The 24323-nt window shown below is 67.4% G+C and carries 24 protein-coding genes and 1 tRNA gene; 14 read left to right on the top strand and 11 right to left on the bottom strand.

The window, feature by feature from the left end:
* Positions 1-24: 24 nt before the first annotated feature.
* The gene (locus ACWMMN_RS01265; protein WP_486422918.1) at positions 25-795 is read left to right on the top strand and encodes a Mut7-C RNAse domain-containing protein; all 771 of its coding nucleotides are present in this window, start codon (positions 25-27) and stop codon (positions 793-795) included.
* Positions 796-872: 77 nt separating this feature from the next.
* Here ACWMMN_RS01265 and ACWMMN_RS01260 read toward each other — a convergent pair whose 3' ends face one another.
* Positions 873-1106, bottom strand: a complete 234-nt coding sequence (locus ACWMMN_RS01260; RefSeq protein ID WP_059232648.1) for a hypothetical protein — start codon at positions 1104-1106, stop codon at positions 873-875.
* 358 nt (positions 1107-1464) lie between these two features.
* Here ACWMMN_RS01260 and ACWMMN_RS01255 point away from each other — a divergent pair, with 358 nt between their 5' ends.
* From ACWMMN_RS01255 to ACWMMN_RS01235, 5 genes are all read left to right on the top strand, one after another.
* Positions 1465-2670: an efflux RND transporter periplasmic adaptor subunit gene (locus ACWMMN_RS01255; RefSeq protein ID WP_059232649.1), complete on the top strand. Its 1206-nt coding sequence runs from the start codon at positions 1465-1467 to the stop codon at positions 2668-2670.
* A 7-nt stretch (positions 2671-2677) separates the two neighbouring features.
* Positions 2678-3376 (top strand): ABC transporter ATP-binding protein, encoded by a 699-nt coding sequence (locus tag ACWMMN_RS01250; protein WP_486422917.1) that lies wholly within the window; start codon positions 2678-2680, stop codon positions 3374-3376.
* A 21-nt stretch (positions 3377-3397) separates the two neighbouring features.
* The gene (locus tag ACWMMN_RS01245) at positions 3398-4552 is read left to right on the top strand and encodes an ABC transporter permease (protein WP_059232651.1); all 1155 of its coding nucleotides are present in this window, start codon (positions 3398-3400) and stop codon (positions 4550-4552) included.
* A gap of 8 nt (positions 4553-4560) precedes the next feature.
* Positions 4561-5727, top strand: a complete 1167-nt coding sequence (locus ACWMMN_RS01240; RefSeq protein ID WP_340623728.1) for an ABC transporter permease — start codon at positions 4561-4563, stop codon at positions 5725-5727.
* A gap of 111 nt (positions 5728-5838) precedes the next feature.
* Entirely contained in the window at positions 5839-8910 is a 3072-nt protein-coding gene (locus ACWMMN_RS01235) for a metallophosphoesterase (protein ID WP_059232653.1), read from the top strand.
* A 22-nt stretch (positions 8911-8932) separates the two neighbouring features.
* Here the strand turns inward: ACWMMN_RS01235 and ACWMMN_RS01230 are convergent, their stop codons facing one another.
* The 3 genes from ACWMMN_RS01230 to ACWMMN_RS01220 all read right to left on the bottom strand — a co-directional run bounded on the left by ACWMMN_RS01230 (position 8933) and on the right by ACWMMN_RS01220 (position 11761).
* The gene (locus ACWMMN_RS01230) at positions 8933-10264 is read right to left on the bottom strand and encodes a carotenoid oxygenase family protein (RefSeq protein WP_486422916.1); all 1332 of its coding nucleotides are present in this window, start codon (positions 10262-10264) and stop codon (positions 8933-8935) included.
* A gap of 15 nt (positions 10265-10279) precedes the next feature.
* Positions 10280-10903: a DUF2239 family protein gene (locus ACWMMN_RS01225; protein ID WP_059232655.1), complete on the bottom strand. Its 624-nt coding sequence runs from the start codon at positions 10901-10903 to the stop codon at positions 10280-10282.
* Between the two features lie 126 nt (positions 10904-11029).
* Positions 11030-11761, bottom strand: coding sequence for a glutathione S-transferase family protein (locus tag ACWMMN_RS01220; protein ID WP_486422915.1), 732 nt, complete (start codon positions 11759-11761; stop codon positions 11030-11032).
* A gap of 40 nt (positions 11762-11801) precedes the next feature.
* On the opposite strand from ACWMMN_RS01220, the gene ACWMMN_RS01215 reads away from it, so the two are divergent.
* From ACWMMN_RS01215 to ACWMMN_RS01200, 4 genes are all read left to right on the top strand, one after another.
* Complete coding sequence (locus ACWMMN_RS01215) at positions 11802-12776, top strand: LysR substrate-binding domain-containing protein (RefSeq protein WP_340623725.1); 975 nt, start codon at positions 11802-11804, stop codon at positions 12774-12776.
* A 212-nt stretch (positions 12777-12988) separates the two neighbouring features.
* The gene (locus ACWMMN_RS01210; protein ID WP_059232658.1) at positions 12989-14329 is read left to right on the top strand and encodes an MFS transporter; all 1341 of its coding nucleotides are present in this window, start codon (positions 12989-12991) and stop codon (positions 14327-14329) included.
* 62 nt (positions 14330-14391) lie between these two features.
* Positions 14392-15789, top strand: a complete 1398-nt coding sequence (locus ACWMMN_RS01205) for an enolase C-terminal domain-like protein (protein ID WP_174994526.1) — start codon at positions 14392-14394, stop codon at positions 15787-15789.
* The gene (locus ACWMMN_RS01200) at positions 15747-16226 is read left to right on the top strand and encodes a hypothetical protein (RefSeq protein ID WP_486422914.1); all 480 of its coding nucleotides are present in this window, start codon (positions 15747-15749) and stop codon (positions 16224-16226) included. Before ACWMMN_RS01205 ends, ACWMMN_RS01200 begins: the two co-directional genes overlap by 43 nt.
* A 68-nt stretch (positions 16227-16294) precedes the next feature.
* On the opposite strand, the gene ACWMMN_RS01195 is transcribed toward ACWMMN_RS01200, so the two are convergent.
* The 5 genes from ACWMMN_RS01195 to ACWMMN_RS01175 form a co-directional block, all read right to left on the bottom strand.
* A tRNA-Ala gene (locus ACWMMN_RS01195) sits at positions 16295-16370 on the bottom strand.
* A 66-nt stretch (positions 16371-16436) separates the two neighbouring features.
* Entirely contained in the window at positions 16437-16799 is a 363-nt protein-coding gene (locus ACWMMN_RS01190) for a c-type cytochrome (protein WP_486422913.1), read from the bottom strand.
* The gene (locus tag ACWMMN_RS01185; protein WP_059232673.1) at positions 16796-17596 is read right to left on the bottom strand and encodes a BON domain-containing protein; all 801 of its coding nucleotides are present in this window, start codon (positions 17594-17596) and stop codon (positions 16796-16798) included. Before ACWMMN_RS01185 ends, ACWMMN_RS01190 begins: the two co-directional genes overlap by 4 nt.
* Positions 17597-17613: 17 nt before the next feature.
* On the bottom strand, positions 17614-18198 hold the full coding sequence (locus ACWMMN_RS01180; protein WP_174994499.1) for an SIS domain-containing protein: 585 nt from the start codon (positions 18196-18198) through the stop codon (positions 17614-17616).
* A gap of 126 nt (positions 18199-18324) precedes the next feature.
* Positions 18325-18753, bottom strand: coding sequence for a YraN family protein (locus tag ACWMMN_RS01175; RefSeq protein WP_174994509.1), 429 nt, complete (start codon positions 18751-18753; stop codon positions 18325-18327).
* A 46-nt stretch (positions 18754-18799) separates the two neighbouring features.
* Between ACWMMN_RS01175 and rsmI the strand changes: the two genes are divergently transcribed.
* Positions 18800-19678 (top strand): 16S rRNA (cytidine(1402)-2'-O)-methyltransferase, encoded by an 879-nt coding sequence (gene rsmI / locus ACWMMN_RS01170; protein WP_059232676.1) that lies wholly within the window; start codon positions 18800-18802, stop codon positions 19676-19678.
* Positions 19679-19777: 99 nt separating this feature from the next.
* Here rsmI and ACWMMN_RS01165 read toward each other — a convergent pair whose 3' ends face one another.
* The gene (locus tag ACWMMN_RS01165) at positions 19778-20389 is read right to left on the bottom strand and encodes a septal ring lytic transglycosylase RlpA family protein (protein WP_059232677.1); all 612 of its coding nucleotides are present in this window, start codon (positions 20387-20389) and stop codon (positions 19778-19780) included.
* Between the two features lie 656 nt (positions 20390-21045).
* On the opposite strand from ACWMMN_RS01165, the gene ACWMMN_RS01160 reads away from it, so the two are divergent.
* From ACWMMN_RS01160 to ACWMMN_RS01150, 3 genes are all read left to right on the top strand, one after another.
* Positions 21046-21690 carry an MBL fold metallo-hydrolase gene (locus ACWMMN_RS01160; RefSeq protein ID WP_059232678.1) on the top strand — a complete coding sequence of 215 codons (645 nt, stop codon included), beginning with the start codon at positions 21046-21048 and terminating at the stop codon, positions 21688-21690.
* On the top strand, positions 21687-22346 hold the full coding sequence (locus tag ACWMMN_RS01155) for a 3'-5' exonuclease family protein (protein ID WP_027788625.1): 660 nt from the start codon (positions 21687-21689) through the stop codon (positions 22344-22346). Before ACWMMN_RS01160 ends, ACWMMN_RS01155 begins: the two co-directional genes overlap by 4 nt.
* Before the next feature lie 79 nt (positions 22347-22425).
* A complete protein-coding gene (locus ACWMMN_RS01150) occupies positions 22426-22896 on the top strand; it encodes an Lrp/AsnC family transcriptional regulator (protein ID WP_006477376.1) in 471 nt (156 codons plus the stop codon).
* A 51-nt stretch (positions 22897-22947) separates the two neighbouring features.
* Here ACWMMN_RS01150 and ACWMMN_RS01145 read toward each other — a convergent pair whose 3' ends face one another.
* A complete protein-coding gene (locus ACWMMN_RS01145) occupies positions 22948-24105 on the bottom strand; it encodes a cation diffusion facilitator family transporter (RefSeq protein ID WP_174994498.1) in 1158 nt (385 codons plus the stop codon).
* Positions 24106-24323: the final 218 nt, after the last annotated feature.

Raw genomic sequence — 24323 nt, 5'->3', positions numbered from 1 at the left:
CGGGCGCGGTGCGATACTGGACGGATGGCGACCGCGACCTTCCGCTTTCACGGCGAACTGAACGCCTTTCTCCCGCGCGCGCAGCGTGACCGCGCGTTCGGGCACGCGTGTGCGCGCGACGCGACGGTGAAGCATGCGATCGAGGCGCTCGGGGTCCCGCATACCGAAATCGGCCGGCTTTGCGTGAACGACGCGCCGGCCGCACTCGACCGGCCGCTCGGCGACGGCGACCGCGTCGAAGCGTTTCCGGAGCGCTCTCAGCCGGCGGCGAACGGCGCAGCCGCGCCGCAACCGGCGCGGTGGCGCTTCGTCGCCGACGCGCATCTTGGTGGCCTCGCGCAATTGCTGCGCCTTGCCGGCTTCGATACCTGCTACGACAACCATTATCGCGACGACGAACTCGCGGCGCTGGCCGAGCGGGAGGGCCGGATCGTGCTGACGCGCGACCGCGAACTGCTCAAGCGGCGCGCAGTCGTGCGCGGCTGCTACCTGCATGCGCTGCAGCCGGCCGACCAGTTGCGCGAACTGTTCGACCGGCTCGATCTCGCGCCGCACATGCGGCCGTTCCGGCTCTGCCTGCGCTGCAATGCGCCGCTGCATCCGCTCGACGCGGCGGCCGCCGCGCCGCGCGTGCCGGCAGGCATCATGCAGCGGCACCGGCGCTTCGCCGCATGCGACGTGTGCCGGCGCGTGTTCTGGGAAGGCTCGCACTGGCGGCGCATGCGCGCGGTGGTCGACGCGATGCGGCCGACGCAGCTAGCACCACCGCCGCCGCCCGGCGAACGCGACGCCTGAAAAAACAAAACCCCGCATGCCGAAACATGCGGGGTTCCGCGACGCGTGGCCGGCAGTGCCGGCCCGGTGCGAAGCGCTTAGTTTGCTGCGCCTGCGTCGTTCGTGCCGGCTGCCGAAGCGGCGGCAGCCTTCGCCTTGCCCTTGGCCGAACCGTGGTGCTTCAGCGTGTGCTTCGGCTTGCTGTGATCCTTCTTGGCCGGTGCCGGAGCTGCTGCCGACGTGTCGGCTGCCGGCGCGGACGCCTGTGCGAATGCCGAAACCGATGCGAGTGCGAATGCTGCGGCGATGATCGAAGCGAGCGTCTTCTTCATTGTTCTTCCTTTAGCGGAGAAAAAATCAAACGTACCGGTAAGTAAAGATGCGAGGCATTCGCATCGGAGCCCCAGGCCGCGAGGCCGGCTTTCGCCGTTCCGTCGCGACAAAACCTGACGCACTGGTTCCATAACGCGCCGACTTCGCGGCCAGTTGACACGTTGCTTGCGCCCTCGGGTTTCCCCGGGGGCGAGCACTTCGTCCTGCGCCGGCGCCCCGGCCAGACTGCCGCCGCATGGCGCCGCAAACCGGCTCGCGCGCCGTCGGGGCGACGCTTATACTGGCGACCATCCGTCCCTTCCCGGGAAACCGGATCGCGGCCGGTCGCCAGACCGCCGCCGTCTCGAGGCGCTCAAATTGCCCGATCACAATCTGGACAAACTGAAAATCGACCGGCGTCCGATCGCACCGGTGCCCCGCCGGCGCCGGTGGGTCCGCTATGCGGCGGCCGCCGCGATCCTCGTCGTCGCGATCGTCGCCGGCCTCGCGCTCACCGGCCGGCCGGCCGTCGAAACCACGTCCGTCACGTCCGCCTACCCGTACCAGAACGACACGCAGCTCAATGCGACCGGCTACGTCGTGCCGCAGCGCAAGGCCGCGGTCGCGTCGAAGGGCCAGGGGCGCGTCGAATGGCTCGGCGTGCTCGAAGGCACGCGCGTGAAGAAGGACGACATCATCGCGCGCCTCGAAAGCCGCGACGTCGAGGCATCGCTGTCGCAGGCGCTCGCGCAGGTGAAGGTTGCCCGCGCGAACCTCGGCGTCGAACAGGCCGAGCTGAAGGACGCCGAGATTGCATTGCGCCGCACGTCCGCGCTCGCGCCGCGCGGCGCCGTGCCGGCCGCGCAGCTCGACACCGACACGGCCCGCGTGAACAAGGCGCGCGCGACGCTCAGCAGCGACCAGGCCGCGATCGCGTCGGCCGAAGCGAACGCGCAGGCAGCGCAGGTCGCCGTCGACCAGACGGTGATCCGCGCGCCGTTCGACGGCATCGTGCTCGCGAAGCACGCAAACGTCGGCGACAACATCACGCCGTTCTCGTCCGCGTCGGACAGCAAGGGCGCCGTCGTGACGATCGCCGACATGGACACGCTCGAAGTCGAGGCCGACGTCGCCGAATCGAACATCGCGAAGATCCGCGCCGAGCAGCCGTGCGAGATCCAGCTCGACGCGCTGCCCGACATGCGCTTCGCGGGCCGCGTGTCGCGCATCGTGCCGACCGTCGACCGGTCGAAGGCCACCGTGCTCGTGAAGATCCGCTTCGTCGACCGCGACGAGCGCGTGCTGCCCGACATGAGCGCGAAGATCGCGTTCCTGTCGAAACCCGTGTCGGCGCAGGACCGGCAGCCCGTGACGGCCGTGCAGGCGAGCGCGGTGGTCGAGCGCGACGGCCGGCCGGTCGTGTTCGTCGTGAAGGACGACGCCGTGCACGCGGTGGCCGTGATGCGCGGCATGCGGATCGGCGAACTGGTGGCGATCCGCGGCGTGAAACCCGGCGACACGGTCGTGCTCGCGCCAGGCGTGAAGCTGAAGGACGGCGCGAAAGTGACCGTCGCGAAGAAGTAGCGCGCGCGTGAACGACGCATCGCCGCCCCTCGTCGAGCTCAGCCACGTCGCGAAGTCGTACCGGCGCGGCAACCAGATCGTGCCCGTGCTGACCGACATCACGCTCGACATCGGCGAAGGCGACTTCGTCGCGCTGATGGGGCCTTCCGGCTCCGGCAAGAGCACGCTGCTGAACCTCGTGGCCGGCATCGACCGGCCCGACAGCGGCGAGCTGCGCGTGGGCGGGCTCGACATCTCGCTGCTCGCGGAGGCGCAACTGGCCGAATGGCGCGCGGCGAACGTCGGCTTCATCTTCCAGTTCTACAACCTGATGCCGGTGCTCACCGCGTTCGAGAACGTCGAGCTGCCGCTGATGCTCACGCACCTGTCGCGCCGCGAGCGGCGCGAGCGCGTCGAACTCGTGCTCGACATGGTGAACCTCGGCGACCGGACCAGCCATTACCCGTCCGAGCTGTCGGGCGGCCAGCAGCAGCGCGTCGCGATCGCACGCGCGCTGATCACCGATCCCGTGCTGATCGTCGCCGACGAGCCGACCGGCGACCTCGACCGCGCGTCGGCCACCGATGTGCTCGCAATGCTGCAGCGGATGAACGCCGAGCTCGGCAAGACGATCATCATGGTGACCCACGACGCGCACGCGGCCGGCGCCGCGCAGTCGCTCGTGCATCTGGAAAAAGGGGAGCTGATCGATGGGCACGCCGGCTGACCGGCGGCGGGAGCGCGCGCGATGTACGTGCTGAAGCTGATCGCGCGCAACGCGCTGCGGCACCGGCTGCGCACGCTGCTGACCGTGCTCGGGCTGACCATCGCCGTGCTCGCGTTCGGGCTGCTGCACACCGTGGTCGACGCGTGGTACGCGGGCGCGGCCGCCGCGTCCAGCGGGCGGCTCGTCACGCGCAACGCGATCTCGCTCGTGTTTCCGCTGCCCGTCAGCTACGAGAACCGGATCCGCGGCGTCGAAGGCGTGACGGCCGTGGTCCGCTCGAACTGGTTCGGCGGCATCTACCGCGACCCGAAGAACTTCTTCGCGAGCTTCGCGGTATCGGACAACTATCTCGACCTGTACCCGGAATACATCGTCCCGGATCAGCAGCGCGCCGATTACAACCGCGACCGGCGCGGCTGCCTGGTCGGGCGCCAGCTTGCGACGCAATTCGGCTTCAAGATCGGCGACGTGATCCCGCTGAAGGGCACGATCTATCCGGGCACCTGGGATTTCGTCGTGCGCGGGATCTTCGACGGCCGCGACGACTCGACGATCACGCGCCAGCTGGTGTTCCACTGGGACTATCTGAACGAGACGGTGCGCCAGCGCACGCCGAAGCAGGCCGACCAGGTCGGGGTATTCGTGCTCGGCGTCGCGAACCCCGACGACGGCGCGTCGATCGCGCGCAACGTCGACGCGGTGTTCAAGAACTCGCTCGCCGAGACGCTGACCGAGACCGAGCAGGCGTTCCAGCTCGGCTTCGTCGCGATGTCGAACCAGATCATCGCGGCGATCCGTCTCGTGTCGTACGTGGTGATCCTGATCATCATGGCCGTGATGGCCAACGCGATGGCGATGAGCGCGCGCGAGCGCACGGCCGAATACGCGACGCTGAAGGCGCTCGGCTTCGGCCCCGGCTTCCTCGCGCTGATCGTGTTCGGCGAATCGGTCCTGATCGCGGTGGCCGGCGGCGGGCTCGGGATCCTCGCGACGCCGCCCGCCGCGAGCCTGTTCAAGCAGGCGGCCGGCGGCATCTTCCCGGTGTTCAAGGTGTCGACGGAGACGGTCGCGCTGCAGGCCGCATGCTCGGTCGCGGTCGGCCTCGCGGCCGCGATCGTGCCGGCGTGGCAGGCAGCGCGCGTGCGCGTGGTCGAAGGCCTCAGGGCAATCGGTTAGGTTTGCACATGGCGATCCCGCTCAACTACATCGCGCGCAACCTGTGGACCCGGCGGCTCACCACCGCGCTGACCGCCGGCGGGATGGCGCTCGTGATCTTCGTGTTCGCGACCGTGCAGATGCTCGACGCGGGCCTCACGCAGACGCTCGTGTCGACCGGCGAACCCGACAACGCGGTGGTGATCCGCAAGGGCGCCGAGACCGAGATCCAGAGTTCGATCGACCACCAGCAGGCCAACGCGCTCGAGATGCACCCGGCCGTCGCGCTCGGGCCCGACGGCCGGCCGCTCGTGTCGAAGGAAGCCGTCGTGCTGATCTCGCTCGTGAAGACCTCGACCGGCAAACCGTCGAACGTCGTGATCCGCGGCGTGTCGCAGTCCGGGCTCGCGCTGCGTCCGCACGTGAAGCTCGTGGCCGGCCGGATGTTCGCGCCGGGCTCGTCGGAGATCATCGTCGGCAGCGCGATCGCGAAAGGCTTCAGCGGTACGCAGCTCGGCGACAGCCTGCATTTCGCGCAGCGCGACTGGACCGTCGTCGGCATCTTCGACGCGGGCGGCAGCGGCTTCGATTCGGAAATCTGGGGCGACGTCGACCAGCTGATGCAGTCGTTCCGGCGCACCAGCTATTCGTCGATGGTGCTGCGCATCCCGAGCGCCGACGGCTTCGCGCGCTTCAAGGCCGACATCGACGTCGACCCGCGGCTGACCGACGAGGCGAAACGCGAGCAGACCTTCTACGGCGACCAGTCGAAGGCGCTGTCGACCTTCATCAACATCCTCGGCATCACGCTGTCGACGATCTTCTCGATCGCCGCGATGATCGGCGCGATGATCACGATGTACGCGTCGGTCGCGAACCGCGTGGCCGAGATCGGCACGCTGCGCGCGCTCGGCTTCAAGCGCACCAGTGTGCTCGCCGCGTTCCTGCTGGAAGCGCTGCTGCTCGGCTTCGTCGGCGGCGTCGCGGGGCTCGCGTGTGCGTCGCTGATGCAGTTCGCGTCGTTCTCGACGACCAACTTCCAGACCTTCGCGGACCTGTCGTTCCGCTTCGTGCTGACGCCCGCGATCGTCGTGAAGACGCTGCTGTTCTCGCTCGTGATGGGGCTCGTCGGCGGGTTCCTGCCGGCGATGCGCGCCGCGCGGCTGAAGATCGTCGACGCGCTGCGCGCGCAGTGACAAAATATCGAGATAGCGAGCCGGGGTGATCGAACTCGATCAGGTGCCAACCTGCAAGCCTGCTGTCGATCAAGCGCGCTTCACAAACAATTCTCGTACAAGCAAGTCGTCATGCCACATAACAACGATCTAATCTGGCTGCACATTTCCGATATTCATTTTCATCCGAAAACGTCGTGGAGGGATAACGCGACGCGCCGGGAACTGCTGGACTTCCTGCGTGCCGAGTTCGACAACGGATTGCCGCGACCGCACCTCGTGTTCTGCACGGGTGACATCGCCTTCGGCGAAACCAGCGGCGCCCCGCTCAGCGAGCAATACAAGGACGCGGCACAATTTTTCGACGACTTGCTGGCCTGCTGCCAACTCCCCAAGGATCGGCTGTTCATCGTGCCCGGCAATCATGACGTGAACCGTAGGGAAATATCGGGTGATCAGCAAGCGCGCCTTTTCGAAATGGCGCAGACCAACCCGCTCGCTCATGTCGACGCGATCAATCAGCGTTTCGCCGATCGCACTCGGGACCATCGCTCCGCGATGGAGCGCTTGAAGGACTACGGTGCGTTCGTGAAGGAATACCGCCCCGAACTGCATCGCGAAGATCTCCATCTGTACGCCCATACGCTCGAGGTGAACGGATATCGTGTCGGCATTGCGGGCTTCAACTCGGCATGGAGCTGTGCCGGTGACGAAGACGATCGTCACATCTGGCTGGCCAGCAAGTGGCAGTTCAACCATATGGCCGAAGGGCTGCGCGACGCCGGCCTGAAGATCGGACTCATTCATCATCCGTTCGACTGGCTGAACTCGGCCGAACAGCACGACGCCGATGCGAATGCCAGCACCGGATTGCATTTCCTGCTGCATGGACACACGCATACCGCATGGGTTCGCACGAGCGAAGCCTGTACGCAACTGGCGGCCGGCGCAGTAGGCGCCGATACGCCGGACCAGTTCGGCATCAATCTGGTGCACCTCGATCCGAGGAGCGGCAAAGGCAAGGTTCACCTGTTCGGCTACAACCGCGGCTGGATGATCCAGCCCGTCCCCAAACATGCGCCGACGGCGCAGTGGCCATTCCAATCGTCAGTGCGACTGACGCCGGACCTCGTCGCCGCGCCGCCAGGCACGGACCGGACCGGTTCGCAATCGCCGGCCACGCCAACTCAAGCGGCAGGTCCGGCCGGAGAAGCGCTGTACGGGCGCGACAAACTGCTTGGCCAGCTCGTCGCCCGACTCAAGGACAAATCCGGCCTGGTGCTGCACGGCCTGAGCGGCAATGGCAAGACCACGCTGATCAAGGCACTGCACGGGCACGCGCCATTCCAGGGCATGCAATTCGTCGATGTGCACGGCAGCCGCCAGATCGTGGTCGGCGAGTTTTTCCGCAGATTCCTGGGGGTGCTGCAGAATCGGCGCGAAGATCCGTCCCCGCCCAGCGGCAAGCTCGAGGAGCAGATCGCCGAGCTGAGACGGCAATACCCGAATGCCCAGCCAGCGTTCGTCTGGATCGACGACGCGCACCTGCTGATGAGCGGCGCGCAATGGTGCAACCCGGAGCTTCGAGTCCTGCTGCGTGCAATGTCCGCGGCCTTCCCGAACTGGAAGTGGGTCTACGAGTTCAACGACAAGCCCGCCGACGGGAGCTTCGGCAGCGAATCACCCGCATTCGAAATTCCCGGGCTCGACAAGGCCGGCCTCGCGGAACTCCTTGCAAACAGTGCGCCGCCGGATCGGAAGGCCGACTGGACATATGCCGGCTCCGATCTCAAGGCCCTCTTCCAGTGGCTGGGTGGCGGGCATGGAGGCGCGGCCCATACGCTGGCTGCCGAGTTGCTCGCCACTGTCGCCAGAGAGCAGGGCAGCACGCCCATGCAGGTCTATCGGAATCTGCGCAAGGAGCTCATTGACCGCCTCGACGAACGGCTGCTCGGGATCCTGCACAACGAGGTCCTCGGAACGGCCGAGCGCAAGCTGCTGAAAGTCATTGCGCTTTACCGCCGGGCGATTCCACAGGACCATGCCGACGGACTCGAAGACGGCATCGGTGTCCAGGATGCCTGGCAAAAGCTGCGTGGGCGCGGTCTCCTTCCGCTCGACAACAACAGGGATCACTACCTGCACGGCTTCATCGCCAGTTGGGTGCGCCAGACGCAAATGGGGCTGCGCGACTCGGGGCTCGCCATCGACTACGCCGATGCCATCGACCCGGCCGTCGCCGATATGCATGTATTGATCGCGCGCTGCTGGCAGCGCCAGATCGGCCGCCAGAGGGAAGAGATCAACTTCCAGCGAGCCAACGAAGCCTTTTACCACCTGCTCTGCGCCAACGAGCTCGGCGCAATGGAGGAATGGATCGGCCATCTGACCGGCAAGGAAATCGGCTGGAGCAATGAAGCACTGTGGGCCATTTATCATCGCCGGCGTGACGGTGGGGAGTCGATCGCCCGTCAGCAGGAGGTGCTGCAACTGCTGGTCAATATCCACCCGCGCGAACACAAGGCGCTGCGTTTTCTCGGAGAATGCCTGCGAGTAACCAGCGGCGACGCATGCGACGAAGCGTTACAGGCTTTCGAACGGGCGCTGGAACTGCACCCCGGATTCCCGCCCTATCTGGCCAATCTCGGCAAAGCGTTGCTCTCTCGCGGCAAACCTGGCGCGGAAGCTTTTCTGCGCCGGTTCGATGAGCACCAGAAGCGTCATCCGCAGGCGGTTGACGGGCACGTTGATCACATCCGGGCCGATTGCCTGAGCCTCGTCGGCAACGCACACGAAGCGTCGCGCCAGCGTCAGCAGGCGATTGCCAGCGACACCCGCGACCCCGTGTTCTATAACGACGAAGCCAAGTATCAGCTCGACCACGACAACGCTCCTGAAGCATTGAGGTTGCTGGACCTTGCCGGCGATCGCCAGTGCGCGGACGACTACTCCGACGCCATGCGGATCCATACCCTCGAAAGACTGGGGCGCGGCCCGGAAGCCTCCGTACTTCGAATGGCCAAAATCGACGCGGGTAGTAGCAACCCGGTGTTCTATGCCGACGAGGCAAGGCACCAGATGGTCCAAGGCAACCTGTCCGGAGCACTGGACCTTCTGAATCTGGCCCACGACCGTCAAAGCTGGGACAACTACTGCGAAGTCATCCGGCGCCAGATCCAGGAAAAGACGCGGCAAGGCTCGTAAGCCTCCAGCCGGCCAGCCCGACTCAGCGTGCGCGCGGCACCCACGCGCCGTGGAACCCGGCGGGCACGCGACGCGGCAGATGCACGGTCGCGACCGGCCCCGCATCGATCGCGCGCGCATCGAGGATCACGACGTCGCTCGTATCGGTCGCCGCACGGTAGACCATCACCAGCAGCCAGCCGTCGTCCTCGTCGGTGCCGCCCGGACGCGGCACGAACACCGGCTCGCCGTTCTGGTCGCCGGCCGGCACCGCGTAGTGCATCGTCGTGCCGCGCACGTGATCGAAGCGCATCACGCCGCGCATTTCCGCGTTGTTCGGCTGCTCGACCGCATACAGATAGCGGTAGCGGCGCCCCGTCCGGCTTTCGTTGATGCGCGGCAGCTCGATACCGCCGTCGGCGAGCGGCCCTTCGTCGATCAGCCCGTTCGCCGTGTCGATCACGTAGCGCCACAGCTCGCCGACCGGGTTGTCGGCGAAGCGGCCCGTGCGCGCGTCGAGCCGCAGGAACGACGGATAGCGCACCGCATCGAGCACGATGCACGACGCGTCGCAGTCGTAGGCGTTCACGACGTGCTGGATGAAGCACGGCTCGACGTCGAACCAGCGCACGTCGCCGCCGTGGCGCGCGATCACCCCGATGCGCGCCGGCCGGTCGTCGTGCCAGCGCAGCGGCATCCGGTGGCCCTGTTTCAGCAGCGAGAAGTCGTAGCCGACGTTCAGGTCGAGCAGCAGGCTGCGGGTTTCGGTGATCGCGAGGTCGTGCATCATCGACGGCGCGCTCAGGCCGATCTCGACGTCGACGCGTTGCACGCCCTGCGCATCCGCCACGCCGTAGCGCAGCCACGGCGCGCGCCAGTCCGCGCGGAACGCGATCAGCTCGCCGGTCACCGGGTCGACCTTCGGATGCGCGGTCATCCCGCCGCCGAAGCCCGCGTGCCGCGCCGGCGCGCCGAGCGTATCGAGCGCGGCGGTGATCGCGAGCGGCGCCCCGCCCTCGGCCAGCGCGAGCAATTCGCCTGCATGCTGCACCACGTTCACGTTCGGATTGGTGTCGGGCAGATGCGGCACCTGCTCAGGCGCATGCACGACGGCCCAGCGCTGCGTGCGCGCCCAGCGGTTCCGGTAGCCGGTCGCGCGGCCGTCGTCGAACGCGATCGCATGCAGCATCGCGGCTTCCGGCCACCACGACAGCATGTCGCTCCCTTCGAAGCGGCCACCCGGCGGATTCGGGCCGTTGCGCAGCAACGTGCCGTCGAGTTCGCGCGGAATGGCGCCGGTCACGCGCAGGTCGACGCCATCGGTTTCGTCGGCGACCGGCGCGAGCGCGCCGCGGTTCAGGTCGAATACGGTCATTGCGTCGGGGCTCCGTCAGCAGTCGTCGGCAGACGGCGGCAGGTCGCCGCGCGCCAGGGCAAGCGCATGGTCGCGCACGTCGTCCGGCCAGCCGGCAACCAGCTCGGCCAGCCGCGCCGCGTCGTTCGCATACAGCGCCCGCGCCGCTTCCTCGAAACCGGGCAAGTCGCCCGCCATCGCCGACATGAAGTGGTAGGCGCGGGTTTGCGCATCGCGGTGCCGGTCGGCCGCCGCATGCGTGCGCCGCGCGTCCTCGACGAGCTTGCGCAGTGCAACCGACGCGCCGCCCGGCTGCGCGCCGAGCCATTCCCAGTGACGCGGCAGCAACGTGACTTCGCGCGACACGACACCGAGTTTCGGCCGGCCGCGGCCGCGCTGTTCGCCCGCGCCGGCCGGCTCGCCGGCGGCCCCGGGCGCGTCGCCCGGCGGCGCGTAGCGCGTGCGGATGTCGTCCGCCGTGCCGCGCAGGTCGAGGTCGATCGAGCGGCCCGTCGCATCGTCGAAGATCAGGATCGTGCCGGGCATCGCGTCGCCGGCAGCCTGCCGGACCGCGAGCGCGACCGTCGCGAGCGGGCCTGACGCGAGCCGCCGGTGGCCGTCGAAGGCCGTGTATGAAGGAAAAAGCGTAGAAGTTGTCATCGTGGTCGCCCGTGGGCAGGAATCGGAATGACGCTATTTTTATCCGGGTATTAATTGGATGTCAATATTATCCGGGTAAAAATTGTCGTTGCCGTCTTCCGCCCCGTCGGGCGACCACGACGCCGGTCAGAGCACCCGGGCCGGAAACGCGAGGTCACGTGCGCTTGCCAGCGCGTCGTCGAGCGACACATGCCCTTCGAACGCCAGCGACGCCGGCAGTGGCAGCTCTTTCTCGATCGCGTGCGCGAACTCCACGCCCGCATCGTCGGCGAGCCGTGCGCGCAGCGCGGCGATGTGCGGGAACGCATCGCGTTCGAACACCGCGTGATAGTCGGCCCAGCGTGCGATCCCGGAGAAGTAGGCATCGGCCAGCGTGCGCCGCGCGCCCAGCAGCCACGGGCCTTCGCTGCGCTCGAGCATCGCTTCGAGCTGGCGGTGCGCCTTCAGCACCTTGCCGCGGCCGTACGCCTGCAGCGCCGCTTTCTCGGCGCCCTCGGTGTCGTGTTCATACACATACCAGAGCGCGCCGAACGCGTTGAAGAACGTCGTGTTCAGCCACGCCAGCACCCGGTTCAGCCGGTCGAAATCCGTGCTGCCCTGGCGAAAGGCGAGGCCGTTGTCGAGCGCCTGCGCGCCGATGTGGCCGAGGATCGCGAGGCTTTCGGTCAGCACGTCGCCATTCGCGGTCACGAATGCCGGCGTTTCGGCGACCGGGTTCAGCGCGAGATACGCGTCGCTCGTCGCGACGCTCGGCATCGCGATGCGCGACAGACGGTACGGGCGGCCGATCCATTCGAGCGCGACGATCGAGCCGAACGAGCAGCCGGCGGGAATGCCGTAGAGAAGGATGGGAGACATCGGAGGATTCCGCATAAGTTGAACGAGCGATCATGCTCCCATGACGAACGATGACGCAGTAGCCGCTAAAATTGAAACCCGTCGTTTCCTCATGTGGACGTTGAAAGTGAATCTGAACGATCTCTACCTGTTCGTGCAGGCAGTCGACGCCGGCAGCATGTCGGCGGCGGCGCGCCGGCTCGACCTGCCGAAATCGACGGTCAGCAAGCGCGTGGCCGAGCTCGAGCGCACGCTCGGCGCGCGGCTCGTGCATCGCACGTCGCGCAGCTTCCGGCTCACGCCGGTCGGCACCGAATTCTTCGAGCATGCGCGTGCGGCCGTGATCGAGGCCGACAGCGCACGCGACGCGGTGCTGCGGCAGGCCGCCGAGCCGGCCGGCATCGTGCGGATCACGAGCTCGGTGCCGGTCGCGCAGCACATCCTCGCGCCGTGCCTGCCGGCGCTGGCGATCGCGCACCCGAAGCTGCTGCTGCAGATTCATGCGAGCGACCGCCTCGTCGACATCGCGCAGGAAGGCTTCGACATCGCGGTGCGCAGCCATTTCGCGCCGCTGCCCGATTCCGCGCTCGTGCAACGGCCGCTCGCGGCCTCGCCGATCATCGCCGTGGCGTCGCCGGCCTATCTCGCGCGTGCCGGCATCCCGGACGAGCCTGCCGATCTCGCGCGGCATGACGGGCTGCATCCGGGCCAGCAGCCGTGGCGGCTGCAGCGCGGGGGCGACACCGTCGACGTGGCGCCGCGCATCCGCCTGCAGGCCGACGAATCGACGCTGCTGCTGCAGGCTGCGACAGCCGGCCTCGGCATCGCCTGCCTGCCCGACTGGATCGCCGGCGCCGCGCTCGCCTCCGGTGCGCTCGTGCGCGTGCTGCCCGGCTGGCGCGCGGGCACCGTCACGACAACGCTGCTGATGCCGCACCGGCGCGGCCAGTTGCCCGGCGTGCGCGCCGCCGTCGAGTTTCTCGCGCAACACGTGGCGCGCCATCACGGTGCCGGCGCGGACGACGCGCACGCCTGACCGATCGACTCGCCGATCGATTCAAATGCTGAATCGATCAAGTCAGCAATTGGCATGAAAGCGCAAATTTCGACATGACAGAATGGTCCGGACGCCCTGCCTGCATCGGCGTCCGGTGCCCGGCCTCGAACCGGCGGCACCCACGCACACAACGCGCGCATCGACGCCCCTGCCGCACGACGGCACCTTCCGCCCTTCGGAGGAGACAAGTCATGAATCCGCTTCACGCGCTGCCGGCGTCCGCGTCGGCAACGGCCCGGCGCACGCGCGTGCGCTGGCTCGTGCTGACCGTCCTGTTCGCGGTCACGACGATCAACTACGCGGATCGCGCGGCGATCGCGATCGCCGGCCCGAGCCTCGCCCGCGCGCTGCACCTGAGCCACGTGCAGATCGGCTTCATCTTCTCCGCGTTCGGCTGGTCGTACGTGGTCGCGCAACTGCCGGGCGGCTGGCTGCTCGACCGCTACGGGTCGCGCATCGTCTATGCGTTCAGCATCTTCTTCTGGTCGCTGTTCACGCTGCTGCAGGGCTCGATCGGCTTCTTCGGCGGCGCGGCCGCGTTCGCGCTGCTGTTCGGGCTGCGCTTCCTGGTCGGCGCGGCCGAGGCGCCGTCGTTCCCGGCCAACAGCCGGATCGTGTCCGCGTGGTTCCCGGCCGCCGAGCGCGGCACCGCGTCGGCGATCTTCAACGCCGCGCAGTACGCGGCGACCGTCGTGTTCGCGCCGCTGATGGGCTGGCTCGTGCACGCGTTCGGCTGGCAGTCGGTGTTTGCGGTGATGGGCGTGCTCGGCTTCGCGTTCGTCCTGGTGTGGAACCGCACGATGTACGACCCGAAGGACCACCCGAACATCAACCGTGCGGAACTCGACTACCTCGCCGAAGGCGGCGCGCTCGTCAACATCGACCAGGCGACCGGCGGACGCGACGGCGGCCCGTCGATGCATCATGTGAAGGCGCTGCTGAGGAACCGGATGCTGATCGGCGTGTACGTCGCGCAGTACTGCATCAACGCGCTCACCTATTTCTTCATCACGTGGTTCCCCGTCTATCTCGTGCAGGCGCGCGGGATGTCGATCCTCAACGCGGGGCTCGTCGCGTCGATCCCGGCCGTGTGCGGATTCCTCGGCGGGATACTCGGCGGCGTCGTGTCCGACGCGCTGCTCAAGCAGGGCCGGTCGCTGTCGGTCGCACGCAAGGTGCCGATCGTGTTCGGCATGTTGCTGTCGATGTCGATGATCGTCTGCAACTACACCGATTCGCACGTGCTCGTCGTGCTGTTCATGGCGCTGTCGTTCTTCGGCAAGGGGCTCGGCGCGCTCGGCTGGGCCGTCAACGCCGACACCGCGCCGCGCCAGATCGCGGGGCTGAGCGGCGCGCTGCTCAACACGTGCGGCAACCTCTCCAGCATCACGACGCCGATCGCGATCGGCTATATCGTCGACCGCAGCGGCTCGTTCAACGGCGCGCTCGTCTATGTCGTCGCGCACGCGCTCGTCGCCGTGATCTGCTACCTGTTCGTCGTCGGCGAGATCCGCCGCGTCGAGCTTCAATGAACGGCGCGGGCCGCGCCGGCGCGTCCGGCGGCCCGCGCGCCACCGGAACCAGGAGCGAACCGATGTCCGAACCCAGCCGTGCCGGCACGCCGCGCGTCACGCGCATGCAGGTGATTCCCGTCGCCGGCCGCGACAGCATGCTGCTCAACCTGTGCGGCGCGCATGCGCCGTATTTCACGCGCAACCTCGTGATCCTCGACGACAGCAGCGGGCATACGGGCGTCGGCGAAGTGCCGGGCGGCGAAGGCATCCGCCACGCGCTCGAGCGCATGACGGATCGCGTGGTCGGCCAGCCGATCGGGCGCTACCAGGCGACGCTCAACGCGGTGCGCGCGGCGCTGTCCGGTGCCGACGCGGGTGCGGGCCGCACGATCCGGCACGAAGTGACGTCGGCTGGCGAGGCTGCGGTGCTGCGCCAGCCGCACGAGATCAACCTGCGGCTCGACAACGTGATCACCGCGATCGAGGCCGCGTTGCTCGACCTGCTCGGCCAGTATCTCGACGTGCCGGTCGCGGCGCTGCTCGGCGAAGGCCAGCAGCGCGACGCGGTGCCGATGCTCGCGTACCTGTTCTACATCGGCGAGCGGCGTCGCACCGACCTGCCGTATCGCGACGAGACGCGCGCAGTGGATGCGTGGTTCCGGCTGCGCAACGAGGCGGCGCTCACGCCGGCCGACATCGCGCGGCAGGCCGAGGCCGCGGTCGAGCGCTACGGGTTCACCGATTTCAAGCTGAAGGGCGGCGTGATGGCGGGCGCCGACGAGATGGAAGCGATCGCCGCGATCAAGGCGCGCTTTCCCGACGCGCGCGCGACGCTCGACCCGAACGGCGCGTGGTCGCTCGACGAAGCCGTCGCACTGTGCCGCGGGCAAGGCCAGCTGCTCGCGTATGCGGAAGATCCGTGCGGGCCGGAAGGCGGCTATTCGGGCCGCGAGGTGATGGCCGAATTCCGCCGCGCGACGGGGATCCCGACCGCGACCAACATGATCGCAACCGACTGGCGGCAGATGGATCACGCCGTGCGGCTGCAGGCGGTCGACATCCCGCTCGCCGATCCGCATTTCTGGACGATGCAGGGCTCGGTGCGGCTCGCGCAGCTGTGTCGCGACTGGGGGCTCACATGGGGCTCGCACTCGAACAACCACTTCGACGTGTCGCTCGCGATGTTCACGCATGCGGCCGCGGCCGCGCCCGGCACGATCACCGCGATCGACACGCACTGGATCTGGCAGGAAGGCGACGCGCGGCTCACGCGCGAACCGCTCGCGATCGTCGGCGGCAAGGTGGCCGTGCCGGAACGGCCGGGGCTCGGGATCGAGATCGACATGGCACAGGTCGAGGCCGCGCATGCGCTGTACAACGCGGTGGGCGGCACCGCGCGTGATGACGCGATCGCGATGCGCTATCTGGTGCCGGGGTGGACGTACGATCCGAAGCGGCCAAGTTTCGGGCGCGGGTGATAGCGCGGCAGGCGGCGGGCGGTTGTTGCCAAACGCGGAAAACGCCCGCATCCTGCCGGCTGCCTGAGCCGGCCCGCGTGGCGGGCGGCTCGGCGCCCCGTTCACCCGAAGGAAAAGCGCTCGTCATGACGTCTCCCGACCCGACACCGCGGCAGATCATCGTCTTCGTCCTGTATTCGGTGCTGTGCCTGCCCGCGAGCATGACCGTTGCGGGTTATGCCGCGACCCGGATCACGCAGAACGTATCGAATTTCGAAGGCGGTGCAGGCTACGCGGCGCTCTGGTGGATCATCATTCTGACCTGCGTGTTCTACGGACTGTCGATCGCCCTCTTCGCGCTGCTGCGGAAGAGGATCGCGATCCTTGCGGCCATCACGGTGGCGTTCGCCGTGTTGTCGGTGCCGGCGATCAAGGTGATCTACGAGTTGGCGACCTAGTCCGCCGGACTATGGGCCCGCAGAAAACAAAAAGGCCCGATCTTGCGATCGGGCCTTTCGAATTCCGTTGGTGGAGCGGAGGAGGATCGAACTCCCGACCTTCGCATTGCGAACGCGACGCTCTCCCAGCTGAGCTACCGCCCCATCAGTCAATCATCATACACACGCATTTCTGCGCTTGGCAATAGGGGTTACGTGCCCCCTGAAGCGTCACTTTGACGGCGCGCCGGCCAGCACCCATTCGACCACCGAACGGACGTCGGCGTCGCTCATGCGCGGATGCGCGGGCATCGGAATCGCGCCCCAGGCGCCCGAGCCGCCGTCCTTCACCTTCTTCGACAGCTTCGCGATGGCCTGCGGATCGGACTTGTAGCGGGCGGCGATATCCTTGAACGACGGGCCGACGAGCTTGCGGTCGACCGCGTGACAGCCCATGCATGCGTTGCTGCGCGCCACCTTCAGGCCGTCGCCGACGTCCGCGTGCGCCGCGCCCAGCGTGCCGGCCACGAGCGCAACCGCCGTGGCGCCCTGCGCGATCCATCGTTTCATCTGCGTCATCTTCACGGCCTTCATTGCGCCTTCGCCTTCGGGTTGCCCGGATGCACGCTCGACGAATTCGAGATCGGTGCGGGCGATTGCAGCGGCGTGGACTGCACCGACGCGTCCGGCACGGCGCCGACCGTCGCGCTGTCCGCCGGCGCGGCGGCAGCCTGCGCGCCGGATGCGCCGCTCGCGGGCGATGCGTCCTGCAGCGCCTGCGCGTCCTGCGGCTTCACGTACTGGAACACCTTCACGACCTTCTCGACGCCCGGCACCTGGCTCGCGGCTTCCGCACCGCGATTGCCTTCGTCCACCGTCACGAGGCCCATCAGGTAAAGGTTGCCGCGCTCGCTGACGACCTTGTAGTAGTTCGCCGAGATGCCCTTCGTCGCGATCAGTTCCGACTTCACGCGCCCTTCGAGATACGAGTCGTTCGCACGCGACGACAGCGACGACGCCGGCTCGACCGACAGCTCGTTGACGATGCCGTTCACGTTGTTGATGCCGCGCACGATTTCCTCCGCGCGCTGCTTCGACGCATCGTTCGGCACCTCGCCCGTCAGCAGCACGCGGCGGTTGTACACCGTCACGTTCACGTGCGACTGGTCGGGCAGCCCGTTGTTGATCTGCGTGAGCGACTTGACCTGGATCTCGCGATCTTCCGTCTGCGCGCCGAGCGTACGGCGATCGGTCGCGATCAGCGCGCCGCCGCCGGCCGCTGCGCCCACGACCCCGAGCACACAACCCTGCAGCGACACGGCGAGGCCCGCCGTCAGCGCGGCGAGCAGCGTGGTTCTGACGAGCGTCTGTTTGACGCGGCTTTGATTCATCGACGGCTCTCCTTCGTTCAATCCTCACCCAGCAGCATCGCGTCGATGCCGTCGCACAGGCAGTGGATGGTCAGCAGATGGACTTCGTGGACGCGTGCCGCGCGAACGGCGTGCACGCTGATCGGAATATCGGTATCGGACAACGCGGCCGCGACTGCATGGCCGTTGCCGCCCGTCAGTGCGACGACGGTCATCTCGCGCTCGTGCGCCGCTTCGATCGCGGCCAGCACGCGCGACGACGCGCCGCCCGAATCGAGCACCAGCAGGATGTCACCGGTCTGGCCGAGCACGCGCACCTGCTGCGCGAACAGTTGCTCGGCGGCCATCGCACCCATGAGACCGGCCTGCGACGCATCGGTGGCCAGCGCGATCGCGGGCAGGCCCGGACGCTCGCGCTCGAAACCGCCGACGAGCGACGCGGCGAGGTACTGCGCGGCGGCAGCCGACGGGCCGTCACCGCACGCGACGATCTTGTTGCCGTTCGCCAGCGCGGCGAACATCGCATCGACCGCGGCTGCGATCGGCAACGCCAGCGCGTCGGCTGCTTCGGCGTGAAGCGCGGCGCTGTCGTGGAATTGTTGCTGAATACGTTCGACTGACATCGATTCCTGGTGAACTGGGCGCGTGGCACATGTCGCGCGACATCGTGGGTGCGGCGAGTTTACCGTACTCCGGCACCCACTCCGGGGGTCCGGCAAGAACTCTTTACATCTCGTCACAGCTCGCGGCTACGCATCGTCGGTACGAAATGCGTCGCGCAGCCACGCAAGCCGCCCGGCCTCGAACGCGACGACGTCGAACCGGCACGCGGCACCGGCACCGTGTCGCGCCCAGAACTGCAACGCCGCCGCGACGAGACGCCGCCGCTTGCGCCAGCCGACGCTCGCGGCCGCGCCGCCGTGCCGGACACTGCGCCGTGCACGCACTTCGACGAACACGAGCATGCCGTCGGGCTCGCGCATCACGAGATCGAGCTCGCCGCCGCGCATCGTCACGTTCGCCGCGACGAACCCGAGGCCGCGGCGCTCGAGAAACTGCCGCGCGCGCTGCTCGAACGCCGCGCCGACCGGTTTGGATCGCGCCGCGCCGGAAAAGTTGTCGCCCGCGCGCGGCAAACCGCGCCCGTCGCCCGGGCCGGCCGGCGCCGCGTGGCACAATGCCGACCTTGTTCCGCTTGCGCCGCGATTGCGTGCATTGCCTGCCATGACTGCCCTCCTCGAACTCGCGCATACGCAGCACTACCCGGACGCCGCGCTTTACGTGGTCGCCACGCCGATCGGCAACACCGCCGACATCACGCTGCGCGCGCTGCACGTGCTCGGCCTCGCCGACCGCATCGCGGCCGAAGACACCCGCAACACGGGCCAGCTGCTCGCCCGCTACGGGATCTCGAAGCCGCTCCTGGCCGTGCACGAGCACAACGAACGCGAAGCCGCGCAGCGCGTGATCGAGCTGCTGCGTGGCGGCGAACGCGTGGCCTACGTCTCGGACGCCGGCACGCCCGGCATCTCGGACCCCGGCGCGCGGCTCGTCGACGCGGTGCGCGACGCCGGCTTCGCGGTGATCCCGCTGCCGGGCGCGAGCGCGGCCGTGACCGCGCTGAGCGTGGCCGGCGGCTGGGCCGGCGCGTTCACGTTCGCGGGCTTCCTGCCGCCGAAGGCCAAGCAGCGCGCAACCGCGCTGCAGGCGCTGGTGTCGCACCCGTATGCGCTGGTGTTTTACGAAGCGCCGCACCGGATCGCCGAAACCGTCGCCGCGCTCGCCGATGCGTTCGGCCCCGCGCGCCGGCTGCTGATTGCGCGCGAACTCACCAAACTACACGAGCAGCTGTTCCAGGGCACCCTGGCCGAAGGACAGACCTGGCTTGCCGGTGATGCGAACCGTCAGCGCGGCGAATTCGTGCTGGTCGTCGAAGGCGCGCCGGCGGCGAGCGGCGAAGCCGACGACACCGCGCACGACGCGCTGCTCAGGCTGCTGCTGGAAGAAGTGCCGGTGAAGAGTGCCGCGAAGCTCGCGGCCGCGCTGACGGGCGCATCGCGCAACACGCTGTATGCGCGTGCGCTCGCGCTGAAGGAAGGCTGACGCGGGACGACGCCGCGCCGGAACGACAAAGGGCTGCCGGAAGGCAGCCCTTTGTACTTGATGCTCGATACCTGATGCGTGTGCGGACGAACCGCCGCGTTACTTCGCCGAGATCGACGCGAACATTTCGTCACGGGCCTCGCGCGCTTCCTGCGGCGACAGCCCTTCGATCTTCACGCGGCCCGTGCCGGCGTGCACGAGGCCGATCACCTTGGCAGCCGCATACGACAGGTCGAGCACACGGCCGCGCTTGAACGGCCCGCGATCGTTGACCTTCACGACGACCCACTTGCCGGTCGACGAGTTCGTCACCTTGATATACGACGACAGCGGCAGCGTGCGGTGCGCGGCGGTGAACGCGTTCATGTTGAAGCGCTCGCCGTTCGCGGTGCGGCGGCCGTGGAAATCCCGCCCGTACCACGAAGCGCGGCCCGTCTGGCGGAAGTCGGACACATCCTTGCCGTCGATCGGCTCGGCGTCGGCCAGCGACGATTTCTTCGCGTCCTTGCTGTCCGTCGCCGGCATCGATGCCAGCGCGGAATCGAAATTGAGTTGCTGCTTGTCGTCGTCCGCCTTCGCGGCAGCGGCCGTCTTGTCGACCGCTTTCTTCTGGTTCGCGCTGCTGGTGGTCTGGCTGGGTGGCACCGCACAGCCCGTCAGCGCAAAAAACAATGCAATGGTCCCGAATCGACTCGGAAAACGTAAATTCATCGACGTGTCGCCTTCTGGTTCGGGCCGCTCCTTCACAACGCTGCGCTACTGCGCAGACACGCGGCCCGGACGGCAAATGCGTGCACGCCCCGCTCGGATGCGAGCAGGCGGCTAGCATGGGCGCGGCTTTCGTCTATGCCGCAACCGTCCTGATTAGTTTTCACGTCTGGCGCAACCTGTCCCCAACAGCCTGACCAGACCCCACATGCCGCCATCGAACATGGCTTCACGTTCGCGCGCGTCGATACGACCAACGCACAGGAACGGCGGCACAGGCCTCATCCGGCGGCGCGGCAGCAGGGCCGCAAGGCGGGCGCGCAGCACCCGGCCGGACAAGACGTGAGCACCGAATGTTCGGTGCTGGATACACCGCCGGACTCCCCGGCGGCTGATGCTTGACGGTGAATCGGACGCCTCTTTTAACGGGGCCGAAACACCAGCGAATGGCGTGAAATTCACGCGCAATGGAGCGCATTATACATAAATCAAAACGTTGTCCCGAAAAGCCCCCCGGGCGGACCATTGATTCTCACTATGGCTGTAACAATCGACATGCTCCGGGAATGCCCTCGTCCGCACGCCTCGGCACGCGGCGCACGAGCGGCAGGCGGCGCGCGCGACCGGTACAATCGCTCCTTTTAGCCGCCGGTGCCCTCATGAAAGTCACGCTCATTCCGGTCACGCCGTTCCAGCAGAACTGCTCGCTGCTCGTCTGCGAGAAAACGGGTCGTGCCGCCGTCGTCGATCCGGGCGGCGATCTCGACCGGATCCAGCAGGAAGTCGCGCGGCAAAACGTGCAGGTCGAGAAGGTGCTGCTCACGCACGGGCACATCGATCACTGTGCGGGCGCGAAGACGCTCGCGACGCACTACGGCGTGCCGATCGAGGGGCCGCAGGAAGAAGAACGCTTCTGGATCGAGAAGCTGCCGATGCAGAGCGAACGCTTCGGTTTCCCGGCCGCCGACACCTTCGAGCCCGACCAGTGGCTGAACGACGGCGACACCGTACAGTTCGGCGACGAGACGCTCGAGGTCTATCACTGCCCGGGCCACACGCCCGGCCACGTCGTGTTCTTCAGCCGCGAGCATCGCGTCGCGATCGTCGGCGACGTGCTGTTCGCCGGCTCGATCGGCCGGACCGATTTCCCGCGCGGCAATCACGAGGATCTCGTCCGTTCGATCAAGGAAAAGCTGTGGCCGCTCGGTGACGACGTCACGTTCGTGCCGGGCCACGGCCCGGTGTCGACGTTCGGCGACGAGCGCCGCACGAACCCGTTCGTGTCCGACAAGGTGTTCGGATGAACCAGACTGCCATCCCGGAAATCTACGTCAGCACCGACGTCGAGGCCGACGGCCCGATCCCCGGCCCGCACTCGATGCTGAGCTTCGCATCGGCCGCCTACACCGAGGACAAGCAGTTGATCGCGACCTTCTCGGCGAACCTCGAGACGCTGCCCGGCGCGCAGGCGCACCCGGTGCAGGAAGCCTGGTGGAAAACCGAGCCCGAAGCCTGGGCCGCGTGCCGGCGCGACCTGCAGGCGCCGGAGGCGGCGCTGGTCGCATACGTCGACTGGGTCGAGGCGCTGCCCGGCAAGCCGGTGTTCGTCGCCATGCCGGCCGGCTTCGATTTCACGTTCATGTTCTGGTACATGATGCGCTTCGCGGGACGCTGCCCGTTCTCGTGGTCGGCACTCGACATCAAGACGCTCGCGTTCGCGATGACCGGCCTGCCGTACCGCAAGGCGATCAAGCCGCGCTTTCCGAAGCACTGGTTCGACGACCATCCGCATACGCACGTCGCGCTCGACGACGCGATCGAACAAGGCGCGCTGTTCTGCAACATGCTCGCCGACCTGCGCCGGCAGCAGGCCGCGCTCGCGGGCCTCGCCGTGTCGGACACCGATCGGTCGGAAAACGCGGGGGCGGGGCAAAATCCCACGGATCCGCGGGCAAATTAGCGAATCTCGCTCAGCAGCGCCACACCAGATTGCGTTTCCTTTCCCGGCCCTCTAACATTCAGCATGTTGTTGCTGCCGCATGGAGGCGCAGGTGACGCTCGATTCCTTTTCGCAAAAAATCCTTCGCCTGTTGCAGCTCGACGCGCGCCGTTCCGTACAGGAAATCTCCGACCAGGTCGGCCTGTCGAGCACGCCGTGCTGGCGCCGCATCAAGGACATGGAACAGTCGGGCGTGATCCAGCGCTACACGGCGCTGCTCGATCGCGAGAAGCTCGGGCTGCACGTCTGCGCGCTCGCGCACGTGCACCTGACGCGCCACAACGAAGGCGGCGTCGAGCAGTTCGAGCGCGAGATCGCGACCTGCCCGGAAGTCACCGAGTGCTACAGCACGACCGGCGAAGCCGATTACATCCTCAAGATCGTCGCACCGGACATCAAGGCCTACGACGTGTTCCTGCACGAACGGATCTTCAAGATCCCGGCCGTGTCGCAGGTGCGCACGAGCGTCGTGCTGCGCGAAATCAAGTTCGACACGCAACTGCCGCTGTAACACACGGGCCGGCACGGCCGGTTCGCCGCGTTCGCAGTTACCGGCCGCGGGTTACACCTGCGCGGGCATCGCGCGCGTAAAGCCGATCCGGCGTGCGCCGAACTCGCGCTCCAGCGCGCCGACGTCGATCCGGCCGGCCAGCGCCGCGTCGGTATCGCGCGGATCGCTGGCGAGCGTCACGTCGATCTCGAGCCCCGTACTCAGGTAATGCAGGTTGATCGTCGCCGCACGCAGCCCGCGCCGCGCGAGCGCGGCCTCGAGCCGTGCGGCAATCTCGCCGCGCGGCGGCAGCGCGAGCGCCGGACGGCGCGCCGCGTCGTTCTCGGGATCGACATGGATCAGCGCATCGAGCACGCGCGGGTCGGACAGGACGCGCGCCCGCGCGGTCTCGGCGATGTAATGCCCTTCGGAGACGGAGATCTTCGGATCGACGAGGATGTGCGCATCGACGAGCGCGGCATCGCCCATCTTGCGCGTCCGCAGGTCGTGCACATCGCGCACGCCGGGTGTCGCGGCGAGCAGCGCGCGGATCTCGGCCGTGTCGGCCGTATCGAGCGCGCGATCCGAGAGGTCCTGCAACGCGTCATAGCCGAACGTCCAGCCCATGCGCGCGACCATGAAGCCGACGATCGCCGCGGCGATCGGGTCGAGCAACCGCACGCCGGCCAGGCTGCCGACGATACCGATCGCGACCACGAGGGACGACGCGGCATCCGAACGCGCATGCCAGGCGTTCGCGACGAGCATCGCCGAGCGCACGCGCCGCGCCTCGCGCAGCATGTAGCGAAACAGCGCCTCCTTCGACACGAGCACGGTCAACGCAACAATCAGCGCGGAAAAATGCACGGCCGGGATGTTTTCGAGATTAACGAGGCGGTCGCCGGCGCGCCAGAGCATGCCGATCCCGACCGCAATCAGGATCGCGCCGAGAAACAATGACGCGACCGTCTCGTAGCGGCTATGGCCGTAATTGTGGTCGGCATCCGGCGATGCGCCGCTATGGCGATTCGCAACCAGCACGACAAAATCCGAGATCAAATCGGATATCGAATGCACACCGTCAGCAATCAATGCCTGCGAATGCGCAATCACACCAACGGCGATCTGAAATGTCGCCAGGACGACATTCAGAACAATACTGACAAGCGTGCTCTTGCGCGCAACGGCGTGCTTATCTGCACTCTGCGCGTCGCCGGAAAAGGTGGACATGAAATATGAGATATCGGTGTGCGATACGCAATTCTATCAAAAGCGCTCCGCAACCCCTTCCAATACCCACAAATTTCTCATTTAAATCAACCGCTTATACGAACGTGTCGCATTTTCATTCACACCGGATTCTTACATTTTTATGACAATGTTTGCGCGCCGGCGGTGCCCGGAAACAAAAAAGCCGCGCTCCTGAACGGACACGCGGCTTTTTTGAA

Source organism: Burkholderia cepacia complex sp. TUM26381 (genome assembly GCF_057439935.1).
Note: the sequence above shows the minus strand (reverse complement) of the source record. Positions and strands in the feature narration are given on the sequence as shown.